This is a genomic window from Nocardia sp. NPDC003963 (genome assembly GCF_053605105.1).
In genome coordinates this window covers 1-18786 of the sequence record NZ_JBSGIP010000022.1, presented here as the reverse complement: position 1 = coordinate 18786, position 18786 = coordinate 1, and the positions used below count along the sequence as shown (strand labels likewise).

The window sequence follows — 18786 nt, the reverse complement described above, 5'->3', positions numbered from 1 at the left end:
GTGCCTCCCGCGCCCCACCGGCCGACCGTGGCCGGAGACGATACCGTCATCTCCGCCGAGTCGGTCACCAAGAAATTCGGGGACACCGTGGCGCTCGACGATGTCTCGTTCGAGGTGCACCGCAGTGAAATGGTTGTACTGCTGGGGCTTTCCGGTTCCGGTAAATCGACCCTGCTGCGCTGCCTCAACGGACTGCATCCGGCCACCTCGGGGCGGATCGAGGTCGACGGCACCCGCGTCGATCTCGCTTCCGGGGCCCGGCTGCGGGCGCTGCGCCGCGATGTCGGCTTCGTCTTCCAGCAGTTCAACCTGGTCGGCCGGCTCAGCTGCCTGGAGAATGTGCTGATCGGCGGACTCGGCCGGATCCGGCTGCCGCGTTACGGTGCGCTCACCTATCCCAAGCGCATGCGGGCCGAGGCGCTGGCGCATCTGGACCGGGTCGGGCTGGCCGACCTGGCCGAACGTCGCGCCGACACACTCTCGGGCGGGCAACAGCAGCGGGTGGCGATCGCGCGGACGCTCATGCAGCGGCCGACCGTACTGCTCGCCGACGAACCGGTCGCTTCCCTGGATCCGGAGAACGCCGCGGTGGTGATGGACCTGCTGTTCCGGGTCTGTATCGAGGAGAAACTGACGGTGCTGTGCACGCTGCACCAGGTCGATCTGGCGATGGGCTGGGCGCATCGGCTGATCGGGTTGCGCGGGGGCGCGAAGGTACTCGACCGCCCGGCCGTCGGGCTCTCCCGTGACGAAGTCATGGAGATATACCGCCGGGTAGAACCGGCGACCGCGGGTTCGAACGCGACCGAGTCGCGATGAGCACGCTGTTACGCGACGCGGGCGCGAGTACGAAACCGCCCGCCCCGGACGCGATCCGCCGGGTGCTGCTGCGGGCGCTGGCCGGGGCGGGCGTGCTGGCGACCCTCGCGGCGGCCTGGTACATCGATTTCGCGCCCGCCACCCTGTTCGACGGTGTCGACGAAATCGCGGCGCTGCTCGAACGGATGCTGCCGCCGCGGCTCGACGACCCGGGCCGGGTTTCCGCCCTCGCGGTGGAGACCTTGTTGATGGCCGTCGTGGGCACGGTGCTCGCCGCGGTGGTCTCGGTACCGCTGGCCTTCCTGGCCGCCCGCAACACCACACCGCATCCCGCGCTCTACAGCGCGGCCCGCGGCCTGATCACCTGCTGCCGGGCGATACCGGATCTGCTGTTCGCCGCGCTGTTCGTCCGGGCGCTCGGTATCGGTGTCCTGCCCGGGGTGCTCGCGCTGGCCCTGCATTCGATCGGGATGCTGGGCAAACTCTTCGCCGATGCCATCGAGCAGACCGATTCCGGTCCACGCGAAGCGGTCCGTGCCACCGGCGCGGGCTATTTCCGGGAGATGCTGAACGCGGTGGTACCGCAGGTGGTCCCCGCCTGGATCGGTGCGTTCGTGTACCGCATCGATATCAACCTCCGGATGTCGGTGGTGCTCGGGTTCGTCGGCGCCGGCGGTATCGGATTCGCGCTACAGGACGCCCTGCGCGGCCTGATCTACCCGCGTGCGCTCGGGATCGTCGGGGTGATCCTGGTGATCATCGCCGCCATGGAAGTGCTCACCATCGTCATCCGGCGCACCCTGCTCACTCCGTCCCGTTCCGGACCGCGCCGGGACCGGTTCACCCGCTTCGTTTTCGGTGTGCTGGCCGCCGGCACCTGTGCCGCCGCGCTCTCGGTCCTGGAGATCGATCCGTGGACGCTGTTCAGCTGGCCGTGGGAATCGGTCGAGGTGTTCGGCCGGATGCTGCCACCGGATTTCGGCGCATTCGGTACCGACCTGTTCGACGCCGCGCTGCAGACTGTCGCGATCGGCCTGGTGGCGACCGCGATCGGGGCGGTGCTGTCCGTGCCGCTGGGCATCCTCGCGGCGGCGAACGTGACGCCGCATCCGGCGGTCTACTGGGTCGCGCGGGCCTGGATCCTGGTGGTCCGCGCGGTACCCGAACTGATCATCGCCGTCGTTTTCGTCGCCGCGCTCGGACTGGGCCCGATCGCCGGAACCTGCGCGCTGGCCATCGGTTCCATCGGATTCCTGGGCAAACTCGTCGCCGACGCGGTCGAGGAGATCGATCCGGGCCCGCTGGACGCGGTCCGCGCCGTCGGCGGCGGTTGGTGGAAGACGCTCTTCGCCGCCGTCGTCCCGCAGGTGATGCCCTCGATGATCGGTGCGGGCCTGTACCTGCTCGACGTGAACATCCGCACTTCGACCGTGCTCGGCATCGTCGGCGCGGGCGGAATCGGCTACCTGCTGTTCGAATCGATCCGCACCCTGAACTTCGATATCGCGGGCGCGATCGTCGTCGTCGTGTTCGTGATCGTCTACACCATCGAAAGGCTGTCCGGATGGATACGCTCACTCGTCGTCTGACCCGGGCCGCCGTCTGGTCCGAGACGGGCGTGGAACTGCGCGCTGTCGAACTGCCCGAACCCGGCCCCGGTGAGCTACTCGTGCGGGTGAGCCTGGCCACGGTCTGCGGTAGCGATCTGCACACGGTAGCCGGTCGCCGGGCTGCTCCCTCGCCGTCGATTCTCGGGCACGAAGCGGTCGGCCGGGTGGTGGCGGCCGGGCCGGATACCGACCACGGGATCGGGGAGCGGGTGGTCTGGTCGGTGACCGTGGCCTGCGGCCGATGTGCGCGCTGCCGCCGCGGCTTCACCGCCAAATGCGAACGGGTGCGCAAGGTCGGGCACGAGGCCTTCACCGGCGACTGGCCGCTGTCGGGCGGGTACGCCGAACATATCCTGCTACCCGCGGGAGTCACCACGGTCGCGGTACCGGACGAGGTCCCCGACACCGTCGCCGCACCGGCCGGTTGCGCGACCGCGACGGTGATGGCGGCGCTGGAGGCCGCCGGGGATCTGTCCGGGCGGCGCGTTCTGGTCTGCGGCGCCGGCCTGCTCGGCGTCACCGCCACCGCCGCCTGCGTCGCGCGGGGCGCCTCGGTGCAGATCAGCGACCCCCATCCGGCGCGCCGCGAACTCGCCGCCCGATTCGGGGCCGGCCCGGACGACGGGCGGCCGGTCGATATCGCGTTCGACTTCTCCGGCTCGTCCGCCGCGGTGGCCGCGGCGCTGTCCCGGCTCGATCTCGGTGGAGAACTGGTCCTGGCCGGCTCGGTGACCCCGGCCCCGACCGTGCCGCTGGATCCCGAAGCCGTGGTCCGCGGCTGGCTGACCGTCACGGGTGTGCACAACTACGAACCCCGGCATCTCGTCCGCGCGATCGAATTCCTCACCGCGACCGTAGCGGCATTGCCGTGGGGAGAGCTCGTGGCCGAACCGGTCGGGCTGGACGCGATCGGTACCGTCCTGAAGCCCGCGCCGCGCGGAGTCCTGCGCGCGGCGATCGCTCCGTGAATCCGTGACCCGGTGCCGCTGATTTGTACTGCGAACAGCCGTTGGACGTATCCGGGTATGTCATCATCGACCGGAAATCGGTCCGGCCGGGGATCGGGAGGCAGCGTTTCGGTCGGCGGAAGGATTCTGGTGTCGGGTTGGTCCCGGGCCAAAACCCAGTTGTTCCAGGGTGTGAAGAACATCGTCGACGGCCTCACCCATTCTCATATCAAGGCCAATACGGATTTCAGCGGCCGGCTACGGAAGGCGGCCGATGTGGTGAGCGACGGCGCCGACGATGCCGTGGCAAAAGTGGCGGCCCATGCCTCGAAGCCATCCGATGCCGGGATGCTCGGGCGAACGCGTGCGTCGACCGGGCCGGCCGGTCCGGTCGAAACGCGCCGATTGGAACCGGACGACTGGTGGATCAACCGGCAGATCGCCCTGACGATGGCCGATCATGATCGGCTCGACTTCAACTCGCAGCGATCGGATACCGAGAAGAAGACCGAACAGCAGTTCCGGGCCGATTTCGACCGACTCGAGTCGTTCGTGGCCTTCCGGGGCGACCGGCCGGTGGGTCGCATCCGGCTGCTGCACGGCGATGATCCCCGCACGCCGGAGATGAAGGCGGTATGGGTTTCCCCGGACGCCCGTGGTGCCGGTATCGGCGATCAGCTGATGGACACCACACTGGGGTGGGCCCGGGAGCACGACTGCTCGGCGGTCACGCTCTGGGTGCGGGAGAACAACGAATTCGCCAAGAACCTCTACTTGCGCAACGGGTTCCAACCGACCGGGGAGTCCCGGCGACATTTCTCCGAACCCGACTTGCGCTCGGTCGAGATGCGTCACGACCTGGCCTGACAGGCGAAGGGAAACTCGTAGCCGAGCCGGTGGGGTCGGACGGGTATCGGCACCGTACGCACCCCACGCGGCGCGCGCCCGGTCCGCGCCGGCGGTGACCTCTCGCTTCCGCCGGTCAGGACACGATGTCGGCTTGTGACTCGGCGTGGCGGCGCTGGGCGTCGAGAACTCGGGGCATGCGTGCCTCCAGGAAGGCTATGAGTTCGAGCAGCCGCGGGGCGGTTTCGCTGCCCAGTTCGGTGAGGCTGTACTCGACATGGGGCGGGATCGCGCGGCGCACCTCGCGATGTACGAAACCGTCGCGTTCCAGCTGCTGGAGGGTTTGGGCGAGCATTTTCTCGCTCACCCCGTCGACGCGGCGGCGCAGGTCGCCGAACCGTAGCGGCCCGGCGGCGAGGCCGGCCAGTACCAGGGCCCCCCAGCGCCCGGTGAGGTGTTCGAGGACCGGGCGGGACGGGCAGGCACGTGCGAAGACATCGAAGGGCAACTCCGCGGTCGCGGTTTCCGTGGGGCAGGGTTCCGCTACGTCCATACCGTCATAGTAACCACCAGTGAGCACTTACTAAAAGTTTGCACTGTGGTTTTTGCCGTGTATCGTGGTCGGCGGACGTACTGCGCGTCCGATACGGACCGAGAAGGAGTTCCCATGCTGGTCGTCACCGGTGCCACCGGACAGTTCGGCCGCCTCGCGGTGGAAGCTCTGCTGCGGCGCGGCGTACCGGCCGCGCAACTCGCTGTCGCGGTCCGCGATACCGCCAGGGCCGCCGACCTCGCCGAGCGCGGCATCACGGTCCGGGAGGCGGACTACGACCGGCCCGAAACGCTCGCTCCCGCCTTCGCCGGCGCGGACAAGCTGCTGTTCGTATCCGCCAACGGCCCCGACGATCTGCGCATCGTCCAGCACGCGGCCGTGGTCGACGCCGCGCGGCAGGCCGGCGCCGGACTCGTGGCCTACACCTCGATCGTCTCGGCCGACAGCAACCCGCTGGCCCTGGCGCGCGTGCACCGCGATACCGAAGCCCGGCTCCGGGCTGCCGGATTGCCCACCGTGCTGTTGCGCAACGGCTGGTACACCGAGAACTACACCGCCACGCTCGCCGACTCGATCCGGCGCGGGACGATCGTCGGCGCCGCGGGCCGGGGCGCGATCGCCTCGGCCACGCGCGCCGATATGGCCGAGGCCGCCGCTGTCGTACTGACCTCGCCGGACGATCAGGCGGGCCGTATCTACGAACTCACCGGTGCCACCGCCTGGACGCTCGACGAGCTCGCCGCCGCGGCGACCGCCGCGTCCGGCGAGAAGGTGATCTACACTGATCTCCCGGCCGCGCAGTACGCCGAAATACTCAACGGCGCAGGTCTGCCCGATTTCCTCGTGGAACTACTCGTCGATGCCGACACGCGGATCGCCGAGGGCGCACTCGCCGCCGTCACACCCGATCTGGCCCGGCTGCTGGGCCGCCCCGCTACTCCCTTGACCGTTGCCGTAGCCGCCGCGATCTGACAATTCCCGCTACCGCTCCGGTAATACGCACAGAAGGATCCCCATGGCCGTCCGCAGGCTCAACCACGCCGTCCTCTACATCCGCGATCTGGACCGCGCAGTCGATTTCTACACCGGCACTCTGCAGTTCGTCGTGGCCCACCGTGTCCCCGGCCGCGCCGCCTTCCTCCGCGCACCGGACACCGAGAACGACCATGATCTGGGACTGTTCGCGATCGGTGACGGGGCGCCGGGCCCACAGGCCGGCAGTGTCGGCCTCTACCATCTCGCGTGGGAGGTCGGCACCCTCGGTGAACTGGCCGAGACCGGCGAACGGTTGCGGTCGAGGGGCGCGCTGGTCGGCGCCTCGGACCATCTGATGTCGAAATCCTTCTACGCGAAGGATCCCGACGGCAACGAGTTCGAGGTGATGTGGCGGGTACCCCGTGCCGACTGGCCCGATACCGAGGACCTGCGCCCCCGTCCACTGGACCTCGACGCGGCCGTGGACCGCTGGGGCGCGGACCGGGAGACCGGCGCGGCGGCCGGCTCGCCGACCTGAACGACGCGGGCCGGGGACCGGAATCGCACCACTGCCGCCGGCGCGGGCTACCTGCCCACCCGGCGGCAGTGATGTACCGGTCGGCGGTCCGAACGACCTGGTCCTCGGCTGTGCCCGGGGCCGGGGCTCCGGGTGCCGCCTTCTCGATCGATAGCCGGTGGCTGCTACGGAACGGCGACCGGAGCCTGTTGGCCGGCATCCCCGGGACTCTGCTGGCCGGCCTCGCCCGGGGCCCGTCGGCCGGTGTCGCCCGGACTCTCCTGGTCGGTGTTCCCGGGGCCTTGTCGGTCGGTATTGCCCGGGCTCTGCCAGTCGGTGTCTCCGGGACCCTGTTGGTCGGTGTCTCCGGGACCCTGTTGGTCGGTGTCTCCGGGAGCCTGCTGGTCGGTGTCTCCGGGACCCGGTTCCTCCTCGCCTTCCTCCCCATCGTCCTGCGCGGTTCGGTCCGTGCCGGGAAAGAGTTCGGCGAGACTCGGAAGGCCCGGTATACCGAGTACGGGTTCGCTTTCCTGCTGGTCCGAGGCGCCGTCGGCGGGTTGCGCGGTGGCGGCCGGAGCGGCGAGGGCGACCGCGGCCGGGACGGCGAGAACCGCGAGCGTAGCGGCGGTAGTGGTGCGGATCGACATGTGTAACCCCTTCTCTCTCGGTGATCGGGTGGGAAGTGGTACGCGTGCGGATCGAGCACACCGGACCCTACGGGGATCGGGTCGGGCCCCGGGTGAGGCCGGTCGGGTCGGCGAGTGCGACCCGACCCAAAGGGATCGTCTATAGAAATACCAGCTCAGCGGGCATTTCGACGTGCTCGGCGGAGCGTCGTGATCAGCGCAGCCCGACCCGCTGGGCGGGGGCGGCCACCGGTCCTCGCGCCCGAAGGTAGGTTTCCAGCGCATCGAGATCGGTGGGCCCGACCGCTGTATCGGTGCCGCGCGTGAACACCGTGAACCCGTCGCCTCCCGAGGCGAGGAAGTTGTTGGTGCTCACCCGGTAGGCCGCGACCTCGTTCAGCGGTTGCCCCCCGATCCGGACCGAACCGTCGACTACCTTCTCGCCCGGCGCCGCCGAATCATCGTAGGTGTAGGTGATCCCGGCGACCGAGAGGACAGCGGGTTTGCTCTCGTTGTCCCATTGCTGTTCCAGCAGATCGAGAATCTGGCGGCCGGTGAGTGTCAGGGTCACCACCTGATTGCCGAAGGGCTGGGTCTCGTAGATGGCGCCGTAGGTGATCGGGCCCGGGTCGATATCGGCGCGGACACCGCCCGGGTTCATGAAGGCGGCCACCGCCTGCGCCGATTCGCCGGTGCTGTCGAGCATCGCGTCCGCGATCACCGATCCCAGGGGGGGATTCGCCCGTCGCGCCGCCCCCGCGTGCCAGCGCGGTGGTGGCGGTACCGACCACCCGCCCGGCGCGCGGTGCGGCCTGCCCGGCATAGAAATCGATGAGATCGGTGACCGCCGGATCGGGCTCGACATCACGGGTGACCACCCGGTTCACGGCTGCCGCGGTCACCTCCCCGTCACGGAACCGCAGGGATACATCGGTGATCAGCCGACCGTAGGAGGCGGCCTGGGTCACCAGTTTGCCGTCGAGATCGCAGATGTAGGGCTGGTGACTGTGCGCGGTGAACAGCACCCGGACCGCGGGGTCGGTGCGGGCGGCGAGGTCGGGAACGTCGGGACTGATATCGGCACAGCCGTTGTAATCGGTCGCCGGCGCGGGCGCCCCTTGCGCGCCGCCGTCGTGCACCAGTGCGACCACGGCTTCCGCGCCCGCCTGCTCCATGGCGGGGACGTACTTGTTGATCGCCTCGGCCTGATCGCCGAAGGTGTAGCCGCGGATCCCTTCCGGGAAGACGAGATTCACGGTGTCCGGTGTCACCGTTCCCACCACCCCGATCCGGTGACCGCCGACCTCCAGCATGGTCCACGCCCGCACCTCCGGCGGCAGTTCGCCGCGCGCGTTCGTGAGATTGGCCGCCAGGAAATCGAATTCCGCACCCGCGAACGGTGTGCCCGGTGAGCATCCATCGATCGCGCAGCCGCCCCGGCCGAGCCGGGCCAATTCGGCTACCCCGTGGTCGAGTTCGTGATTGCCCACCGCGGACGCCGCCACTCCCGCCCCGTTGAGGAACTCGACGGTCGGTTCGTCGTGGAACAGCGCGGACACCAGCGGGCTCGCGCCGATATTGTCCCCGGCGGAGAGCACTGCGCTGTCCGGGTACGCCGCGCGCAACCGGTCCAGATGGGTGGCCAGGTAGGCCGCCCCACCCGCCGGATATTCGCCGACCAGACCGTTGCTCGCCGCCGCCGGTTCGAGGTGCCCGTGCAGATCGTTGAACCCGAACAGATGCACCTCGCCGGCCTCCGCCGCGGGCAGGTCATCGGTGGATACCAGCGGAATCGGGCCGGACGGCGCGGGAGTGGGGTCCCCGGGCCCCGTGCACGCCGCCGCCAGAACGAGACTCAGCCCGGCAGCGCAAGCCGCCGCGGCCCGACGCAGAACACTCATACCGCCCGACTCTGACACCCCCGGGCGGACATCAGGCGACGATACGGTGAATTCTGCTCCCACCAGGGCATCTACAGAAATTCTCAGCACACCGATGAGTTTCCACCGTCCGCGTCGTCGGCACCTACGGGACGGCGGTCCGTAAATCCGAGATACTGGTCCGCCGTCCCCTTACTCCGACGTCCGACCGCTGCCCGGAGCCATCGTGCGGACGCTCGCGACAACCCGGAACATCACTGTGGACGGTGCCGTGGAAATGCTCGGCGACCGGTTCGATTACGCGCCCGCGTAACGGAGCGGCGCCGCGGAGTTCCGGGAGTCCGCGGCGGACCGTGTTCCCACGTCTCGGGCATGCGATTCCGGTCCGGTGCGTGCGCGGCCTGCACCGCCGCCGTAGTGCAGGCCGGAATCGATTCCGGCTCGTCACGGTGACGCCGGGGTTTGCCCGTGCGCCGGGAATCGGACAGTGGTCCTGTTCCGGTTGCGGGCCCGGACCGGTTGTGGCTCCATGAGCTGGCGCTGTCGATCGATTGCGCGCGGTTTGCCGTCCGGCGCCCGTCAGTGCGGGTCGCGGACACCAAGGAGTTCGACCATGACAATCGGGTATGTCTGGAACACAGTCTACGGATGGGCCGATACCGGTTCGGGGAGTTTGTTCCCCGCCGACGCGACCACCGGACTCCAGCCCATAAGTCACCATGTCGCCCACCCCGACACCAAACGCCGTTTCCACGAGCTGGTGTCGGTTTCGGGGTTGCTCGACCGCTTGCGGCCGATCCGCGCGGTTCCGGCCACCGAGGCGGATATCCTGCGGGTGCATACGGCCGAACATCTGGCCCGGATCGAGGCGGAGAGCCGCCAGCCGAAGGGCGGGGACGCCGGAGACGGTTGTTCACCGTTCGGGCGCGGCGGTTACCAGATCGCGGCGCTGTCCGCGGGTGGCGCGATCCAACTGGTCGACCAGGTCGTCTCCCGGACCGTCGATACCGGGTACGCGCTGGTCAATCCGCCGGGGCATCACGCGTACCGGGCGAGCGGGATGGGTTTCTGCATTTTCAACAACGTGTCGATCGCCGCCGCGTATGCCCGAGAGGTGCTCGGGCTGGCGCGGGTCGCCGTAGTGGACTGGGATGTCCACCACGGCAACGGTACCCAGGAGATCTGGTAGGACGATCCGTCGGTGCTGACCATCTCGCTGCACCAGCACCTGTGTTTCCCGCCGAACTCCGGCTATCTCACGGAGCGGGGCAGCGGGGCGGGGGAGGGGTATTCGATCAATATCCCGCTCCCGCCCGGTAGCGGTGATGCCGCGTATACCTACGCGGTGGACCAGGTGGTACTGCCGGCGCTGCGTGAGTTCCGGCCCGAACTGATCCTGGTGGCCTCCGGGTTCGATGCCGGCATGATGGACCCGCTGGCTCGCCAGATGGTCACCAGTGCCGGGTTCGCGCAGCTCACCCGGCGGGTACTGGATGTGGCGGACGAACTCTGCGCGGGACGTATCGCTTTCGTCCAGGAGGGCGGATACAGCCCCCACTACGTTCCGTTCTGTGGGCTGGCGGTGCTGCGCGAAATGCTCGGCGATCCCCACGAAGCCGATCCGTACACACCGATCGTCTCGTCACAGGGCGGTGACGTGCTGCTGGATCACGAAGCGGCGGCCGTCCGGGCGGCGATTCCCGAATCGCTACGGGCGCCGGCCGAAACGCACTGATCGCGGCCGTCGGTGCCACCGGACGGCGGGACATCGCCGCCGTGGCGCCGATCGGCGGAGTTGTGCTGTCGCGCGATATCCGGCGCGGCGCGCGGGGTTCCACTACTGTGCTCGCAGTAAATCGAAAACCGTTCCCTTTCTGGGAAACTCAGCAAGGAGTTGGCCTATGGCGTCCGTCCGGCAAGCCGTGGAGGACTACTACGAACACATCGACTCCGGCCGGTTGGCCGACGCCGTCCAGTTGATGACCGACGACGTGAAACTGACCTTCGCCAATGCCGAGCCGGTATCCGGCCGGGAGGCGGCGAGCGCCTCCATCCAGTTCGTGCTCGATCAGTGCACGAAGATCCGGCACTCCGTCTTCCACTGGATGGAGCCGCAGCCGGCGGGGGACGGTGGGAGCGAGGTCACCTTCGAGATCCGTATCCACTACTGGCTGAAGAGCGGTAAGGAACTCGATATCCCCGGGGCCGTGTACGCGAGCTTCGATTCGGACAACCAGTGCACCGAACAGCGTCTCTACGGCGACCTCACCGAAGTGTTCGCCTGATCCTGCCGCATACACTCCGCTGAACTTCGATGGCTCGGACCGATCGGTCCGAGCCATCGCCGATCTCCGGCATGCTCATTCGTCCAGCAGCGTCTCCATCTTCGCGTAGGCGGCGATATCACGGAAGTGGCGTGCGTACAGATCCCCGCCCGCGGACAGGTCTTCGGTCAGTGCCGCCGATACGTCGATCACGGCTTTCCGGGTGAGCGTGATGATGTCGCCCGCTTTGTTCTGATGGGTGCCCTCTTCGTACCGTGAACTCGTCTCCACGAGTTCACGGGCTTCCGCCTCGGAGGCCGCGTACACGAGTGTCACGTCCTCCCGGTACAGCGGTACGTAGCCCTCGGCATCGGAACTGAACTCGAACAGTGTGATGGCGATGTACGGTCGCTCGGCCAACGGCTACTCCTCATTGCGACGCGGTTTCCGCTGCGCGAAACCGTCCCGGACACCGGTGCGGTCCTATCCGTCGCCGCGCCGGCCCGTCCGTGCCCGGACGGCGCATTCGATCATTCCTCCTCGGCCGGCCGCTTCGCGGCCGGACGCCGCATCGGTCCCGCCGTGTGAGCCGCTCGGTACCAGGTTCGGTTGCCGATCAGTTGCCAAACGATTGCTGACTTCCTGTAACCGCAATTAAGAGGAATTTGTTGCGGGAAAACTGGTCGCTTGTTATGTTGCCTGGGTCACCGTCGGTCACAGCGACCGTGACCGTCCTCCCGGCCGCGATTCGACTCCGTGAGGACGACTCAACTCACTCGAGGAGTTTCACTATGGGTTCGATGGGCGATCTGCTCACCGCGTTGATTCCGGCACTCGGCTCAGCTGTCGCCGGCGACGGACTCTTGGACGTTTTCCTCGGTTCCCTCCAGGGCATCATCGCCTGATCCGGTAACCGGCAAACCCACATTCGTCGAAATTCCACCTGGGAATTTCGATTGTTCAGCTATACAAGGAGCACGACATGGGATCTCTCATGGACATTCTGGGCATGGGCACGGCCAGCGCCGGCGGCGTCGGCACGAGTATCGTCAACGCGCTGATCACCCTCAGTGGGGGCACGCCCGCCGCCGGTAAATAGATCGACGGTCGATATGGGGTCCACCCGGTCGCGACGGGGTGGACCCCGTGTCCGAGAGCCAGGCGTACTGATTTCATGATCTCCCTGCTACGAAACGCGCGGTCCGGGGTGTACCTGCTCGCGCTGCTGCTCGTGCCGGCGCTGAGTGCGGTGCCTGGCGCCGCGGCCGATCCCGGTGCGCATATCGTCTCGCTCGCGTCCGGTGCCGGACGGTCGGTCGAGGTCACGGTGCACTCTCCGGCCATGCGACGTGATATCGCACTCCAGGTCCTGCGACCGGCCGATACCGCGACACCCGCACCCACCCTGTACCTGCTCAACGGTGCGGGGGGCGGCGAGGACGCCGCTACCTGGTCCGCGCAGACCGACGTATCCGAATTCTTCGCGGATAAGCACGTCAATGTGGTGATCCCCCGGGAGGGGGCATTCAGCTACTACACCGATTGGCAGCGCGAAGACCCCGGTCTGGCAACGAAACTGGGCAACAACGGGCGGAATATGTGGGCGACCTTCCTCACCGAGGAACTCCCGCCCGTGCTCGATTCCGCGTTCGGCACCACGGGCCGGAACGCGATCGCGGGTATCTCGATGGCCGCGACCTCGGTTCTCGACCTCACCATCCGCGCGCCTCGGCTCTATCACGCGGCCGCCGCCTACAGCGGATGCGCGATGACCAGCGACCTGCTGGGGCAGGCGTTCGTCACCCTGGTGGTGAGCCTGGGCGGCGGCGACGCCGAGAACATGTGGGGTCCCAGCGGCGGCCCCGGCTGGCGCGAGCACGACCCCTACCTGCAGGCGGACCGGCTGCCCGATATCCCGATGTATATCGCCAGCGGCACCGGGCTGGCCGGCCGCTACGACTCCGCGGCCGATCCGCGGCTCGACGGTGACCAGCGAATGCTGTGGAACCAGCTGCTGATCGGCGGCGGAATAGAAGCCGCGGCCGACTACTGCACGCGGGCACTCCAGCGCCGCACCCAGGAGCTCGGCCGGACCGATATCGTCTACGACCTCCGTCCGTCCGGTACTCATTCCTGGGGGTACTGGGAGGACGATCTGCATCGGTCCTGGCCGCTGCTGGCCGGCGCGCTGTCCTCCTGACCCGCGCCCACGGTCCCGTGATCGCCGGGCCCCGCCGGTATCCGGCGGGGCCTCCGGCGCGTTATCCGACGCTGGTCACGAGTTCGTGGAACGCCTCCACGAGCAGTTCGCGGTAGCGATCCGCGTCCGGCATCATCGCCGGATCCACACTGAAGGTGAGGACGATCTCGCCGCCCTGTGCCGAGATCAGGTGCCGCAATCCGTCACCGTCCATCGGTGGCAGCACACCGAACACCCGCAGCAGCGGGGCGCCGCGGAAGGTCAGCCCGGCGCCCATCGGGGGCACATTGCTGATGGTGGTGTTGCTCAGCGCGACCGTGGTCAGATCGGTGAAGGAGCGGTGCGCCCGGCCCCAACCGGCCGCCCGCAGCAACCAGGCCGGTGCGGTCTCGACCCGGGCGGCGTGCCGGAGTACCGCCGGATCGCTGTGGCGCTGTCGTTCCCGGCGCACCGATTCCCGGATCGCCGACAATCTCGTGTACGGGTCGCGCTGCCCGGTGTGCAGATCGACCGACATCTGGCACAGCTGGTTCGCCGAATCCCATTGCGCGATACCGCGCATCGACATCGGCACCATGGCGGCCAGCGCGGCCGGGGGTGTCTCGCCCTGTTCCGCGAGATAGGCGGCGAGTGCGCCGGACACCACGGTCAACAGCACATCGTTGACCGTGACCCGTTCGGCGCACCGCGCCCGGAACGCGTTCACCTCGGGCAGGGGCAGGAACACCTGTTCGAACATCACGGTGGGGCCGATCGCGCGGTTGAAGCGGGTCGCGGGGCGCTGGGACAGCGGCTCGTGCAGCGACCCCGCCTCGATCCGGGAGCGGGCCTCGGCGCTCGCCGCCCGGGTGCGCGACAGTCCTCGCGCGAAACGGCCCAGCCGGTAGGGGAACAGTGCCACGGCCCGCGCGGTGGCCGCGGCTGCCGACCACCGGCCCTTCACCGGTACGGCCGGTGCCTCCGTCCCGCCGAACAATTCCAGTTCGAGTTGCCGGGTCCCCATGCCGTCGCAGGCGCTGTGGTGGAATTTCAACGCGACCACCGTCGCCTCGCCCGCCACCCCCGGGACGGCGCGAACCCTGTCGAATACCTGGATCCGCCAAGGGGGACGGGTCAGATCGATACGCTCCATGGCTATTTCGGCGACCCTGGAACGTACGGTGTCCCAGTCGGCTCCCGGGGGTCCGAGTTCTAGATGTTCGGAGATGTCGAGAGCCGGTTCGGGAACCCAATAGGGCAGGTCCAGGTCCAGTGGGACACGATGCAGCCGCCGTTGGAACAGGGGTGCGAATCCCAGCCGCGCCCGCGCCCAGCACAGTACCGCCGCCGTGTCCACGGGTTCGGCCCCGGTGGCATCGAAAACGTAGACCGCCACGATATTCGACGGATGCCGCTCGGTTTCGTCGTAGACGAACGCCGCGTCACGCGGTGTCAGCTGTTGTTTCCCGACAACGCTTTTCGCCTGTCTCGCGGCGAGAACGCTGTTCCCGTATGCCATCATGTTTCCTGCCGGGCCGATAATCTACTCGAAGAATGCCTGTTGGAGGCAGTCGATTCGACGATCCTATCGTCACGGTGTGTGATGTGGCGACGAAATACCACTGATCAGGAATGATGAAATTTCAGAGCCCGGGCAATTCACGGCAATCGATCGAGTGGGCGAACTGACGGGCATTGATTGTCCCGGACAGATCGACGGTCGGTGGTTTTCCGGGAATCGACGGTCCGGCGATGCCCGAGGCGTATTCTCTCGTCCGGTGTGCGCGGGGTGGGCCGCGGCTCGGGTGAACCTCTCGATGATGTGGTTTCCGTGCGGCAGAGCGTTGGATATAGCCGATACACATGATCAAGGATGATTGCTGAAAGTTGTCTATCCGATCGCTGGATCGAGTAACTCCGCCTCGTATCGGTTCGGCGATACCGCCGGCCCGGACCGGAAAGGTCCGAGCCGGCGATGTTTCGAGGGGATGTCACCTGGGTGCGGTGAGGTCGTAGAGCGTGACTCCGTCCACTTCCTGCGCGGTGAAGTTGTCCGTCACCCACTGCGATATCGCGGAGGTGGCGCCCCCGCGACCACCCGGCCCGAATCCGCCACCACCGATGAAGTAGTGGATCTGTCCGGCGGCGACGTACTGCTGGAACTGCTCGAGGGTGGGCGAAGGGTCGCTGCCGTTGAATCCGCCGATCGGCATGATCGGCAGTTCGGTGGCCAGCTGATATCCGGCCGCTCCGTTGGAGGAGACGGTGGCCGCTGCCCAGGTGTGGGCGTCGGCATCGGCGGTCAGCAGTGCCACCAGCGCGTCGCCGGGCCTGCTCGCGTTCAGGAACCCGCCACCGGGTCCGCCGCGGCGATCGCCGTCCCGGCTCCCGTCGGTTCCGGCACCGCCGTCAGCCCAGCCCGCCCCGCCGTCCGTTGTGCCGGGTGTACCTCCGGGCCCACCACTCGGCATACCACCGTTCAGACTCGGCATACCGCCGTCCATACCCTGCGTTCCGCCGGGTCCGCCATCGATGCCCGGCATTCCGCCGGGCCCGCCGTTCATACCGGGCATTCCGCCCGGACCGCCGTTCATTCCGGCCGGGAAGCCGCCCGGCATCTCGCCGTCCGCACCGGGCGGGCGCATACCGCCGAACATTCCGGTATTCGGCCCGGCTGTCGGGATCGCCCCGGCGTGCCCGGTGTTCAGAGTGTCGGCCGTATACGCGATCGGTCCGGCCAGACCCACCGCACCGGCGAGCAGTGCCGCGACCGCGGCCGCGCGGCCGGGCAGCGGAACCAGCAGCGCGAGAGTGGCGACGATACCGCCGGCCAGGACCGCCCACCGCAGCCACGGCAGGAAATCGGCACTGCGCGAGAGCAGCATCCACGCGGTCACGGTGGTGAGTCCGACGGCGAGCGCGGCCGCCACCCGGACCCACCAGCGGGACCGGTTGCGCCAGAACAGCACCGAGCCGATACCCACCAGCGCGGCGATCGCCGGCGCCAGTGCCACCGTGTAGTACTGGTGGAAGATCCCGGCCATGAAACTGAACACCAGCCCGGTGACCAGCAGCCAGCCGCCCCACAGCAGCAGTTGGGCCCGGGGACCGTCGGTGCGTCGCATACGACCGCGCAGCAGCAGGCCAGCGACCAGCGCGACCAGGGCGGCGGGAATCAGCCAGGCGATCTGCCCGCCCTGCATATGGTCGAACATCCGGGTGATACCGGTCTGCCCCCACATCCCGTTGCCCCCGGGCGGCAGTTCACCGCCGGGACCGACACTGCCGGTCTCGTTCCCGTTCAACCGGCCGAGCCCGTTGTAGCCGAGGGTCAGCTCGATGATCGAATTGTTCTGCGAGCCACCGATATAGGGTCGTGAATCGGCGGGCCACAGCTCCACCGCCAGCAGCCACCAGCCGGCGGCCACCACCATGGCGGCACCCGCGGCGAACAACTGCGCGATCCGTTTGCCCATCTTCGGCGGTCCGGCGAACAAATACACCAGCGCGAGCACCGGCACCACCAGCATCACCTGGAGCTGTTTGGCGAGGAACCCGAACCCGATGAAGGCTCCGGTGAGAACCAGCCAGCGCCAGCGTCCGTCGTCGAGCGCCCGCATGATCGCCCACACCGCCGCGACCATCAACAGCACCAGGAGCGCATCGGGATTGTTGAACCGGAACATCAGCGCGAACACCGGGGTCACCGCCATCGCGAACCCGGCGATCAACCCGGCCGACGAGCCGAACGAACGCCGGACGGTCACCCACACCAGCGCCACCGTCGCCACGCCCAGCAGCACCTGGGGTACCAGAATGCTCCAACTGTTCAACCCGAACAGCCGCACCGACAGTTCCATCAGCCACAACGAGGCGGGGGCCTTGTCCACGGTGATGGAGTTCGCGGCATCGGAGGAACCGAAGAAGAAGGCTTTCCACGACACCGAACCCGCCTGCACGGCAGCGGAATAGAAAGAGTTGGCCCAGCCGTTGGCGCCGAGGTTGTACAGATAGGAGAGGCCGGTGGCGAGCAACAGCACCGCCGGCGCCGCGAAGTCCCGACGATTCGCGCGTGCCGGTTCGGGACCGGTCGCGGTGACCGGTGGTGCCGCGGTGCCGGGCGGAGTCGCGGTAACGGTCATCGGGGCCCCACCTCGATGGTTGTGGCGGTGTGCCCGCTGTCCCGGAACACCCAGCGCAATCCGACGAATCGCATCAGGGTGGCGATGAGATTCGCGACGACCAGGACGAACAACTCCAGTTGCACCGGGGCGCCGGGCGCCCAGTGATGCAGGACGAACAGCGAACCACTGGTCACCAGCAGTCCGAACCCGAAGATCAGCAAACCTTGGAACTGGTGCGACACCATCCCGCTCTGCCCGCGCACCCCGAATGTGAAGGCGCGGTTGGCCGCGGTATTACCGACCGCGGTGATCAACAGTGCCGCGAAATTCGCGACCTGCGCTCCGGCCATCGGTTGCAGCAGCAGATAGAGCAGCGCATAGGCCAGGGTGGAACCGACTCCGACCAGCGCGAACCGGACCAACTGGCCGATCATGCCGAGCGGTACTCCGGGCACCAGCGGTTCCCGGCCCACAGCGGTACGCAATTCGGCCAGCGGCAGCGACCCGGTGGCCAGCGCCCGGCCCATCCGCCCTATCCCGCGCAAATCCTTGTACGCGGTATCGACGATGTCGACGCGGCTGTCGGGGTCGTCGATCCAGTCCACCGGCACTTCATGGATCCGCAGACCCGCACGTTCGGCGATGACCAGCAATTCGGTGTCGAAGAACCACTCCCCGTCCTCGACCAGCGGCAGCAGCTTACGCGCCACCTCGGTGCGCATCGCCTTGAAACCGCACTGCGCATCGGAGAAATGCGCCCGCAGCGACGCCTTCAACAGCAAGTTGTAGCAGCGGGAGATGAATTCGCGTTTCGGCCCGCGCACCACCCGTGAGCCGGCACCCAAACGGGTCCCGACGGCCAGATCGGAATGACCCGAGACCAGCGGCGCCACCAGCGGGAGCAGCGCGTTCAGATCGGTGGACAGGTCGACATCCATATAGGCGACCACCTGCGCGTCCGACTCCTGCCATACGGTCCGCAGCGCGCGCCCGCGACCCTTCGCGTCCAGATGCACCACCCGGACCCCGTCCAGTTCACCGGCGAGCAGTTCGGCCACCGCGAGCGTGGCATCGGTGCTGGCGTTATCGGCGACGGTGATCCGCGCCGGGAACGGGAACCCGCTGTCGAGATAGTCACGGAGCCGGCGCACACAGACGCCGAGATCGGTTTCTTCGTTGTACACGGGAACGACCACATCCAGCACCGGTGGCGCCGCGGTCGCGTCCCTGAGGTCCGCCGCTGCGGCGAGGGTCACGGTCTCGGTCATGTGGACCAGGGTCGGTGGGCGGGCTGGGGCCCCGCTCCAGCGAACCTGGGAGGTGGCTGTGTATATGGCGGCGCCTTCGGCGCCGCGGGGTGGGGCCCTATTAACCCCGGTTCTTCACTCCGCCGCTCAGTCGCTGCGCTCCTTCGCTCTGTCGCTCCAGAACCGGGGCGGGCCCCAC

15 protein-coding genes and 1 pseudogene are annotated in these 18786 nt (G+C 68.1%); 10 read left to right on the top strand and 6 right to left on the bottom strand.

The window, feature by feature from the left end:
- The 4 genes from phnC (at position 1) to ACWEWT_RS26010 (ending at position 4243) form a co-directional block, all read left to right on the top strand.
- Positions 1-819 (top strand): phosphonate ABC transporter ATP-binding protein, encoded by an 819-nt coding sequence (phnC, locus tag ACWEWT_RS26025; RefSeq protein ID WP_452562750.1) that lies wholly within the window; start codon positions 1-3, stop codon positions 817-819.
- Positions 816-2408: a phosphonate ABC transporter, permease protein PhnE gene (gene phnE / locus ACWEWT_RS26020; RefSeq protein ID WP_452562748.1), complete on the top strand. Its 1593-nt coding sequence runs from the start codon at positions 816-818 to the stop codon at positions 2406-2408. Before phnC ends, phnE begins: the two co-directional genes overlap by 4 nt.
- Positions 2384-3397 carry a zinc-binding dehydrogenase gene (locus ACWEWT_RS26015; RefSeq protein WP_452562746.1) on the top strand — a complete coding sequence of 338 codons (1014 nt, stop codon included), beginning with the start codon at positions 2384-2386 and terminating at the stop codon, positions 3395-3397. The genes phnE and ACWEWT_RS26015 overlap by 25 nt, the downstream gene beginning before the upstream one ends.
- A gap of 129 nt (positions 3398-3526) precedes the next feature.
- Positions 3527-4243, top strand: coding sequence for a GNAT family N-acetyltransferase (locus ACWEWT_RS26010; RefSeq protein WP_452562744.1), 717 nt, complete (start codon positions 3527-3529; stop codon positions 4241-4243).
- Positions 4244-4358: 115 nt separating this feature from the next.
- Here the strand turns inward: ACWEWT_RS26010 and ACWEWT_RS26005 are convergent, their stop codons facing one another.
- Positions 4359-4775, bottom strand: coding sequence for a winged helix-turn-helix transcriptional regulator (locus ACWEWT_RS26005; RefSeq protein ID WP_452562742.1), 417 nt, complete (start codon positions 4773-4775; stop codon positions 4359-4361).
- Between the two features lie 114 nt (positions 4776-4889).
- Between ACWEWT_RS26005 and ACWEWT_RS26000 the strand changes: the two genes are divergently transcribed.
- The 3 genes from ACWEWT_RS26000 to ACWEWT_RS25990 all read left to right on the top strand — a co-directional run bounded on the left by ACWEWT_RS26000 (position 4890) and on the right by ACWEWT_RS25990 (position 6920).
- Positions 4890-5747, top strand: a complete 858-nt coding sequence (locus ACWEWT_RS26000; RefSeq protein WP_452562740.1) for an SDR family oxidoreductase — start codon at positions 4890-4892, stop codon at positions 5745-5747.
- Between the two features lie 43 nt (positions 5748-5790).
- Positions 5791-6288 (top strand): VOC family protein, encoded by a 498-nt coding sequence (locus tag ACWEWT_RS25995; protein WP_452562738.1) that lies wholly within the window; start codon positions 5791-5793, stop codon positions 6286-6288.
- Positions 6289-6476: 188 nt separating this feature from the next.
- Positions 6477-6920, top strand: coding sequence for a hypothetical protein (locus tag ACWEWT_RS25990; protein ID WP_452562736.1), 444 nt, complete (start codon positions 6477-6479; stop codon positions 6918-6920).
- A gap of 187 nt (positions 6921-7107) precedes the next feature.
- Here the strand turns inward: ACWEWT_RS25990 and ACWEWT_RS25985 are convergent, their stop codons facing one another.
- Positions 7108-7599, bottom strand: a complete 492-nt coding sequence (locus ACWEWT_RS25985) for a 5'-nucleotidase C-terminal domain-containing protein (RefSeq protein WP_452562734.1) — start codon at positions 7597-7599, stop codon at positions 7108-7110.
- A 1703-nt stretch (positions 7600-9302) separates the two neighbouring features.
- Here ACWEWT_RS25985 and ACWEWT_RS25980 point away from each other — a divergent pair.
- Together ACWEWT_RS25980 and ACWEWT_RS25975 are read left to right on the top strand one after the other, a co-directional pair.
- Positions 9303-10508 (top strand): annotated as a pseudogene (locus ACWEWT_RS25980) (class II histone deacetylase).
- Positions 10509-10674: 166 nt separating this feature from the next.
- Positions 10675-11058 (top strand): nuclear transport factor 2 family protein, encoded by a 384-nt coding sequence (locus ACWEWT_RS25975; protein WP_452562733.1) that lies wholly within the window; start codon positions 10675-10677, stop codon positions 11056-11058.
- A gap of 75 nt (positions 11059-11133) precedes the next feature.
- Here the strand turns inward: ACWEWT_RS25975 and ACWEWT_RS25970 are convergent, their stop codons facing one another.
- A complete protein-coding gene (locus ACWEWT_RS25970) occupies positions 11134-11457 on the bottom strand; it encodes a DUF4288 domain-containing protein (RefSeq protein WP_452562731.1) in 324 nt (107 codons plus the stop codon).
- Between the two features lie 754 nt (positions 11458-12211).
- Here ACWEWT_RS25970 and ACWEWT_RS25965 point away from each other — a divergent pair.
- A complete protein-coding gene (locus ACWEWT_RS25965; protein WP_452562730.1) occupies positions 12212-13237 on the top strand; it encodes an alpha/beta hydrolase in 1026 nt (341 codons plus the stop codon).
- Between the two features lie 61 nt (positions 13238-13298).
- On the opposite strand, the gene ACWEWT_RS25960 is transcribed toward ACWEWT_RS25965, so the two are convergent.
- From ACWEWT_RS25960 to ACWEWT_RS25950, 3 genes are all read right to left on the bottom strand, one after another.
- Positions 13299-14735 (bottom strand): wax ester/triacylglycerol synthase family O-acyltransferase, encoded by a 1437-nt coding sequence (locus ACWEWT_RS25960; RefSeq protein WP_452562729.1) that lies wholly within the window; start codon positions 14733-14735, stop codon positions 13299-13301.
- Between the two features lie 472 nt (positions 14736-15207).
- Positions 15208-17358: a glycosyltransferase family 39 protein gene (locus ACWEWT_RS25955; RefSeq protein ID WP_452562727.1), complete on the bottom strand. Its 2151-nt coding sequence runs from the start codon at positions 17356-17358 to the stop codon at positions 15208-15210.
- Positions 17355-18608 (bottom strand): glycosyltransferase, encoded by a 1254-nt coding sequence (locus tag ACWEWT_RS25950; RefSeq protein WP_452562725.1) that lies wholly within the window; start codon positions 18606-18608, stop codon positions 17355-17357. Before ACWEWT_RS25950 ends, ACWEWT_RS25955 begins: the two co-directional genes overlap by 4 nt.
- Positions 18609-18786 lie beyond the last annotated feature (178 nt).

Coding starts and splice junctions, on each gene's coding strand:
- phnE (WP_452562748.1), top strand. CDS start 816: ATGAGCACGCTGTTACGCGACGCGGGCGCGAGTACGAAACCGCCCGCC.
- ACWEWT_RS26015 (WP_452562746.1), top strand. CDS start 2,384: ATGGATACGCTCACTCGTCGTCTGACCCGGGCCGCCGTCTGGTCCGAG.
- ACWEWT_RS26005 (WP_452562742.1), bottom strand. CDS start 4,775: ATGGACGTAGCGGAACCCTGCCCCACGGAAACCGCGACCGCGGAGTTG.
- ACWEWT_RS26000 (WP_452562740.1), top strand. CDS start 4,890: ATGCTGGTCGTCACCGGTGCCACCGGACAGTTCGGCCGCCTCGCGGTG.
- ACWEWT_RS25995 (WP_452562738.1), top strand. CDS start 5,791: ATGGCCGTCCGCAGGCTCAACCACGCCGTCCTCTACATCCGCGATCTG.
- ACWEWT_RS25985 (WP_452562734.1), bottom strand. CDS start 7,599: ATGCTCGACAGCACCGGCGAATCGGCGCAGGCGGTGGCCGCCTTCATG.
- ACWEWT_RS25975 (WP_452562733.1), top strand. CDS start 10,675: ATGGCGTCCGTCCGGCAAGCCGTGGAGGACTACTACGAACACATCGAC.
- ACWEWT_RS25965 (WP_452562730.1), top strand. CDS start 12,212: ATGATCTCCCTGCTACGAAACGCGCGGTCCGGGGTGTACCTGCTCGCG.
- ACWEWT_RS25960 (WP_452562729.1), bottom strand. CDS start 14,735: ATGGCATACGGGAACAGCGTTCTCGCCGCGAGACAGGCGAAAAGCGTT.
- ACWEWT_RS25955 (WP_452562727.1), bottom strand. CDS start 17,358: ATGACCGTTACCGCGACTCCGCCCGGCACCGCGGCACCACCGGTCACC.
- ACWEWT_RS25950 (WP_452562725.1), bottom strand. CDS start 18,608: ATGACCGAGACCGTGACCCTCGCCGCAGCGGCGGACCTCAGGGACGCG.